This is a genomic window from Acidovorax cavernicola (genome assembly GCF_003581445.1).
The window spans coordinates 1-1,743 of the sequence record NZ_QXMN01000181.1 but is presented as its reverse complement, the minus strand read 5'-3'; the positions used below and the strand labels follow the sequence as shown (position 1 = coordinate 1,743).

Annotated in this window: 1 protein-coding gene; it reads left to right on the top strand. The window is 65.6% G+C overall.

Annotated features, from left to right (window positions below; genetic code table 11):
• The coding region (locus D3H34_RS32280) for an FMN-binding glutamate synthase family protein (RefSeq protein WP_286186547.1) at positions 1-1,743 on the top strand (1,743 nt) is incomplete at both ends.

Sequence of the window (1,743 nt, the reverse complement as noted above, 5' to 3'; positions counted from 1 at the left end):
CCTGGTGCGTGAAGGCCTGCGCACCACCGCCGGCCTCGTGGTCGAAACCGGCACGGCGCGCGAAATCCACCATTTCGCCGTGCTTGCCGGCTACGGCGCCGAAGCCGTCCATCCCTACCTGGCGATGGAAACCCTGCTGGACATGGGCAAGGACCTGCCTGCCGACCTGTCGGGCGAGAAGGCGGTCTACAACTACGTCAAGGCGATCGGCAAGGGCCTGTCGAAGATCATGTCCAAGATGGGCGTGAGCACCTACATGAGCTACTGCGGCGCGCAGCTGTTCGAGGCCATCGGCTTGAGCACCGACACCGTCGACAAGTATTTCACCGGCACGGCCAGCCGCATCGAAGGCATCGGCGTGTTCGAGATCGCCGAGGAAACCATCCGCAACCACCTGGCGGCGTTCAGCGACGACCCGGTGCTTGAAACCATGCTCGAAGCCGGCGGCGAGTACGCCTGGCGGGCGCGCGGTGAGGAACACATGTGGACGCCCGACGTGATTGCCAAGCTGCAGCACGCGACGCGCTCCAACAACTTCAGCACCTTCAAGGAATACGCCCAGCTGGTCAACGACCAGAGCCAGCGCCACATGACGCTGCGCGGCCTGTTCGAGTTCAAGGGCGACCCGGCCCAGGCGATCGCGCTCGACGAAGTCGAGCCCGCGGCTGAAATCGTCAAGCGCTTCGCGACCGGCGCGATGTCGCTGGGCTCGATCTCGACCGAAGCCCATGCGACGCTGGCCGTGGCCATGAACCGCATCGGCGGCAAGAGCAACACCGGCGAAGGCGGCGAGGATCCCAAGCGCTATCGCAACGAACTCAAGGGCATCCCGATCAAGCAGGGCGAGACCCTGGGCTCGGTGATCGGCAACGACCAGGTCGAAGTCGACATGCCGCTGCGCGACGGTGATTCGCTGCGCTCGAAGATCAAGCAGGTTGCATCGGGCCGCTTCGGTGTCACGGCCGAATACCTGTCGTCCTCGGACCAGATCCAGATCAAGATGGCCCAGGGCGCCAAGCCCGGCGAAGGCGGCCAGCTGCCCGGCGGCAAGGTGTCGGAATACATCGGCCGCATGCGCCACTCGGTGCCGGGCGTGGGCCTGATTTCGCCCCCGCCGCACCACGACATCTACTCGATCGAGGATCTGGCACAGCTGATCCACGACCTGAAGAACGTCGCCCCGCATGCCGATATCTCGGTCAAGCTGGTCTCCGAAGTCGGTGTCGGCACGGTGGCCGCGGGCGTCGCCAAGTGCAAGAGCGACCACGTGGTCATCGCCGGCCATGACGGCGGCACGGGCGCTTCGCCGCTGTCGTCGATCAAGCATGCGGGCGGTCCCTGGGAAATCGGCCTGGCCGAAACCCAGCAGACCCTGGTGCTCAACCGCCTGCGCGGCCGCATCCGTGTCCAGGCCGACGGCCAGATGAAGACCGGCCGCGACGTGGTCATCGGCGCGCTGCTGGGCGCCGACGAGTTCGGTTTCGCCACGGCTCCGCTGGTGGTCGAAGGCTGCATCATGATGCGCAAGTGCCATCTGAACACCTGCCCCGTGGGCGTGGCCACGCAGGACCCGGTGCTGCGCAAGCAGTTCTCCGGCAAGCCCGAGCATGTCGTGAACTACTTCTTCTTCGTTGCCGAAGAAGTGCGCCAGATCATGGCCCAGCTGGGCATCCGCAAGTTCGACGACATGATCGGCCGTTCCGACCTGCTCGACACCCGCAAGGGCCTGGAGCACTGGAAGGC